4 protein-coding genes and 1 pseudogene are annotated in these 5,438 nt (G+C 66.0%); all 5 read left to right on the forward strand.

Going from position 1 to position 5,438, the window contains the following annotated elements; genetic code table 11:
- Window positions 1-321: hypothetical protein (locus ABSG20_RS29880; RefSeq protein WP_423868060.1), on the forward strand; the 321-nt coding region annotated here is incomplete at its 5' end.
- A 166-nt stretch (window positions 322-487) separates the two neighbouring features.
- A complete protein-coding gene (locus tag ABSG20_RS29885; protein WP_423868061.1) occupies window positions 488-2,056 on the forward strand; it encodes a YifB family Mg chelatase-like AAA ATPase in 1,569 nt (522 codons plus the stop codon).
- A 122-nt stretch (window positions 2,057-2,178) separates the two neighbouring features.
- Window positions 2,179-2,646 (forward strand): hypothetical protein, encoded by a 468-nt coding sequence (locus ABSG20_RS29890; RefSeq protein WP_423868062.1) that lies wholly within the window; start codon window positions 2,179-2,181, stop codon window positions 2,644-2,646.
- A gap of 136 nt (window positions 2,647-2,782) precedes the next feature.
- Window positions 2,783-5,047: a PAS domain-containing hybrid sensor histidine kinase/response regulator gene (locus ABSG20_RS29895; protein ID WP_423868063.1), complete on the forward strand. Its 2,265-nt coding sequence runs from the start codon at window positions 2,783-2,785 to the stop codon at window positions 5,045-5,047.
- A gap of 179 nt (window positions 5,048-5,226) precedes the next feature.
- A pseudogene (locus ABSG20_RS29900) lies at window positions 5,227-5,438 on the forward strand (alpha/beta hydrolase); the annotation flags it as partial.

Raw genomic sequence — 5,438 nt, forward strand, 5'->3', positions numbered from 1 at the left:
CTGGGCAAGGGTCTTACCTGCGCAACGTACATTGTGGCAATTCTGAAGAGCTTAGGCTTTCCACTGCTCTTGGAAGATAGTTGGCCTATAGATCGGGCGGACGACCAGTTATGGCAGCGCGCCATCATCGAGGAGCTGAGAAAGAGCGGAGCTGAAGAGGATTACATCGCAGTCGCCCAAAACGACGTAGGAGCAAAACGCTATCGGCCCGCCGAGGTAGTCGGCTCGGCTACAAATGCAGCTTGGCCGGTAGTGTTTTCTGACGCCACAGCTCTCGCTGCGGCTGTCCTTGCTGATGTGCAAGCTGCTCTTTCCGGTTAGCCGAAGGCCACTGCGGCGTCCAGTCTATAAGAAGCCGGGGCTATCGATTCCGCAGCGTTGGCCGCGGTCGATCCACTGATCCTCAGTTCCGCAACCGGTGTTCCCTCAATGTTCTTGCCCCGCGCCGAGCTTTCCGTTAGCCTTGCGCGCGGAGCGAGGGGCGGGCATGGTTCAGCGGGTTTCGACCGTAGCCTTTGAGGGGATCGAGGCCCGCGCGGTCGACGTGCAGGTGCAGGTCGCGCCAGGACTGCCGGCGTTCGCGATCGTTGGGCTGCCCGTGCCGGCGTTCGCGATCGTTGGGCTGCCCGACAAGGCGGTGTCGGAGGCGCGCGAGCGGGTGCGTTCGGCGCTGATCGCCTCCGGCCTGGCGCTGCCGGCGCGCCGCATCACCGTCAATCTGGCGCCCGCCGACCTGCCGAAAGAGGGCAGCCATTATGACCTGCCGATCGCGCTCGGGCTGATGGCGGCGATCGGCGCCATTCCAGCCGACGCCCTCAATGGCTTCACCGTGCTCGGCGAGCTCGGGCTCGACGGATCGATCGCCGCCGTCGCCGGCGTGCTGCCGGCGGCGATCGGCGCCAATTCGCGCGAGGAGAGCCTGATCTGCCCGGCGGCCTGTGGCGCCGAAGCGGCCTGGGCCAGCCCCGACATCCAGATCGTGGCGGCGCGTTCGCTGATCCAGATCGCCAACCATTTCAAGGGCACGCAGGTGCTGTCGCGGCCGCAGCCGAGAGTGCACGAGGCGACGGCCGATCGGCTCGATTTGCGCGACATCAAGGGCCAGGAGAGTGCAAAACGCGCGCTCGAGATCGCCGCCGCCGGCGGACATCATCTCTTGATGATCGGCTCGCCCGGCGCCGGCAAGTCGATGCTGGCCGCAAGGCTGCCTTCGATCCTGCCGCCGCTGTCGCCGTCCGAACTCCTGGAAGTCTCGATGATCGCCTCCGTCGCCGGCGAAATCCAGGGCGGCGCGCTGACCGCCAAACGGCCGTTCCGCAGCCCGCATCATTCCGCCAGCATGGCGGCTTTGACCGGCGGCGGCATACGGGCGAAACCCGGCGAAATCTCGCTGGCGCATCAGGGCGTATTGTTTCTGGACGAACTGCCGGAGTTCGATCCCAGGGTTCTGGATTCGCTGCGGCAACCGCTCGAGAACGGCGAGGTCGCGGTGTCGCGCGCCAACCACCGCGTCACCTATCCGGCGCGTTTCATGCTGGTCGCGGCGATGAACCCCTGTCGCTGCGGCCACGCCTATGAGCCCGGTTATTCCTGCAAGCGCGGCCGCATCGACCGCTGCACGTCGGATTATCAGACGCGCATCTCCGGCCCGCTGATGGATCGCATCGACCTGCGCATCGAAGTGCCGGCGGTGACCGCCGCCGACCTGATCCTGCCGCCATCGGCGGAAGGATCCGCGGAAGTCGCAGGCCGGGTGGCGGCGGCGCGCGATCTGCAAAGGGCGCGCTATGCCGCCGCGGGCTTGCCGAAGATCCGCACCAACGCGGAAGCACCGGCCTCGCTCCTGGAGACGATCGCGCAGCTCGATACCCAGGGCACAAAACTGTTGCGTGATGCCGCCGAGAGCCTGCGGCTATCGGCGCGCGGCTATCACCGCGTGCTGCGCGTCGCCCGCACGCTCGCCGATCTCGACGGCGCCGAGAAGATCGGCCGGCTGCATCTCGCCGAGGCCCTGTCCTATCGCGCACTGGCCGACGATCTCAGGCGCGCGGCGTGAAATCCGTCGATGGCTGCGATCGAGCCGCCGCGTCAACTCGCCGGTAATGTCTCTCCTTTACGCTACGCCAACCCTAATCCGGCGTTTCTTCACCGGGCTTATCGGCGAGCGGGCGGCGTATCATGTTGCGTTTCAAGATTCTGGCCTCGGTCGTTCCACTGATCGCCGCCGCCGTGTTTGCGCGCGGCGGGCTATTGCCCGGCCCGCGCCCCTGTATCGCGATCGGCGAGGCCTTGGTCCAGATCACCTCGGCGCCCTGGCAGGCCCAGCTTCACGTCAGTTTCACCGACGATCCGGCGCGCGCGACCGTCCGGGTCCAGATCGCCGACAGCGCCGAGGCGGCCGATTTCGCCGTTGTCGACGATGCCGATAGCGCCGAGGCCACAAGCTGCGAGGTCAATGCGGCAACCAGGCTGGTGGCGATTTCGGCAATTGCCGCAAGCGACGCGCCGGTGATCTATCTGACCGAGGTCGGTCCCGCCGATTATCGGATTTTTGTCCGCTCGAAGACATTTACCGCACGCGAAGCCGCCGCCCTCGTCGTCGGCGCCGGCGCCGCACAGCGCGCCCTGCAAGCGGCATCGCTGTGAGTTTTTCCAACTCTGCATTAACCCTGATTGCAGCCCATGGCGCGACGCCATCGGACCTCAATGGTTTCTGCAAGACCGCCATTGCATGGTGATCGCAGGACAAGGCGTGGCTGGGCAATTTCCGGGGGTGTCGGCGATGGGGCGGCTTTTCAGGATCAAGCTCGGCATAAGGCGTTTCAAGCGACGGCATTCATGGCTGGTCTTCACGCTGCGCTCGTTCACGATTTTCTCCGCCGCCTTTGGCGGCGCCTACGGGTTCATTGCCGGCAGCCGATCCGAACAGTCCGGCTATAATCCCCATTCCTTCGCCATCGGCGCCAGTTTCCTGTTTGCGCTGGCCTGCGTCGCGCTCGCGACCTTGAGCATCCGGCTGCGCTTCCTGCACAAGAAGCTCGGCAGGATCGCACAGCACAGCGAAGCCCTGGCCGACCGTAATTGGGAATTGCGAGAGGCCGAGGAGCGCGCCCGGAGCCTGTTCGAAAAGCAGGGCGACCTGATCGTGCTGCGCGATGCGCAAGGGTACATCACCTTCGTCAACGACGCCTTCTGCAAACTGGCGCTCAAGCCGCGCAGCGCGCTGCTCGGAAGCCTGTTCACCTTCGATGTGCTGGAGCAGGGCGACAGCGTGCTGGAGGGCGATGGCACGCGGATCCATGACCAGAGGATTGCCGTCCCCACGGGGCCGCGATGGATCGCCTGGCGCGAAGCCCTGGTTCGATCGGATGCCGGCCAGCCGGCCGAACTGCAATGCGTCGGCCGCGACGTCACCGACCGCACCGAGACCGAACGGGCGCTGGCCGAGGCCCGCGACCAGGCCGACGCCGCCAGCCGCGCCAAGTCACGCTTCCTGGCGATGGCCAGCCACGAGATCCGGACCCCCCTGAACGGCATCCTCGGCATGAGCAGTCTGCTGCTGGAAACGCCATTGACGCCGGAGCAGGTGACCTACGCCAAAGCCGTGAAAAGCTCCGGCGAAGCGCTGTTGTCGCTGATCGAGGAATTGCTCGACTATTCCAAGATCGAAGCCGGCAAGATCGATCTCGAACACTTCCCATTTGCGCTTGCCGCCTTGATCGAGGATGTCACCGAACTGCTGGCGCCGCGGGCGCAAGCCAAACGGCTCGAAATCGCCGCTTATGTCGACGAACGGCTGCCGGCGGAAGTGGTCGGCGACGCCGCGCGGCTGCGGCAGATCCTGCTCAATCTGGCCGGCAATGCCATCAAATTCACGGCGACCGGCGGCGTCGCACTGATCGTCGAGCCAGGGGCCTTAAATGGTGAAATCAGCTTCCAGGTGCGCGACACCGGCATCGGCATCGCGCCGGAAGCCCAGACGCGGATTTTCCGCGAGTTCGAGCAGGCCGACGAAGGCATCGCCCGCAGCTATGGCGGCACCGGCCTCGGCCTGAGCATTTCCGAGCGTATCGTCAAGCGGATGGGTGGCCGGATCACGCTGCAGAGTACCCCGGGGAGCGGATCGACCTTCGAGGTGTCGGTGCCGCTTGCCGCCCAGGACGGGCATGGCGGTGTCCAACAGGCGTTTGCGGTGCCTGATTTGACCGGTCAGTCGATCCTGCTGGTGGCGCCCCAGAGCATCGAGGCAACGCTGGTCGCCCGGCGGCTGCGACGCTGGGGCGGCCAGACCTGCATGGCCACAGATATCGCGGTGGCACAGGCGCTGTTGCCGGAGCGATCCTGGCACGCCGTTCTGCTCGATCGCGCGCTCGGCGCTGACGAGGTCGCGGTGCTGGCCAAGGCGGCGCGGGCGCACGCCGCGCACCGCATCGTCATGCTGACGCCTGCGATGCGGCATGAACTGCAATCCTCCGCCGCTTCGGCTTTCACCGGCTACCTCGTCAAACCGCTGCGGGCGGCCTCGCTCGCGGCGCGCCTGAGCGCTTCGCCGGGAGCTCCTGCCCTCAGTCTTGCCGACGATCCGATCGTCGAGCTGCACCAGCACGCCGAAGCCCCAACCCCGGCGCCAACGCACGGTCTTTCAATCCTGGTGGCGGAAGACAACGAGATCAACGCGCTTCTGATGCGTTATCTTCTGACCCGGCTGGGACATCAGGTCGTCATAACCACCAATGGCGAGGAGGCGCTGGGATCCTGGCTGGCCGCCCGGTCCGCCGGCACGCCCTATGATCTGGTGCTGATGGATATCCAGATGCCGCAACTCGACGGTATCGCGACCGCCCGGAAAATCCGCGCCCGCGAGCGCGAGATAGGCCAGCACGGCCGGCCGACGCCGATCCTGGCGCTCACGGCCAACACGCTGGTGGAGGATCGCTACGCCTGCTTCGAAGCCGGGATGGACGGCTTCCTGATCAAGCCGCTCGATCGTGAAAAGCTCACCGAGGCGCTCGCCGGCCTCGCCGCAGCGCGGCATCTCGCCGCCTGAGGGCGGCGCCGACGGCCTGTCCGGGGGCCATATTATCCTTGACGCTGCCTTCGACCGAATCGAGCATGGGGTCTCCGGTCGGCTCGAGCGCGCGCGGCGCAACGGGCGGCCCCAAATTAGAATGTCCCGGGAGCACTGCGATGACCAGCAGGTTTCTTCAGATGTCGTTGGCGTGTCTTGTGGCAGGCGCCTTCGCGGGCGCCGCCGCACAGGAGAGGAGCCGGGAGCTGATCACAACAGACGTCATGATCCCCTCCGGCGAGCCGGGGATTGAGCTGTTCGTGCGCAACAAGCATCCCTCGGGCGCAGAAACCTCCCCGAATAAAATTCTCCTGTTCGTGCACGGCGCAACCTATCCGGCCGAAACCGCCTTCGATCTGCCCATCGAGGG

This window comes from Bradyrhizobium sp., from assembly GCF_049512235.1.
Taxonomy (GTDB): domain Bacteria; phylum Pseudomonadota; class Alphaproteobacteria; order Rhizobiales; family Xanthobacteraceae; genus Bradyrhizobium.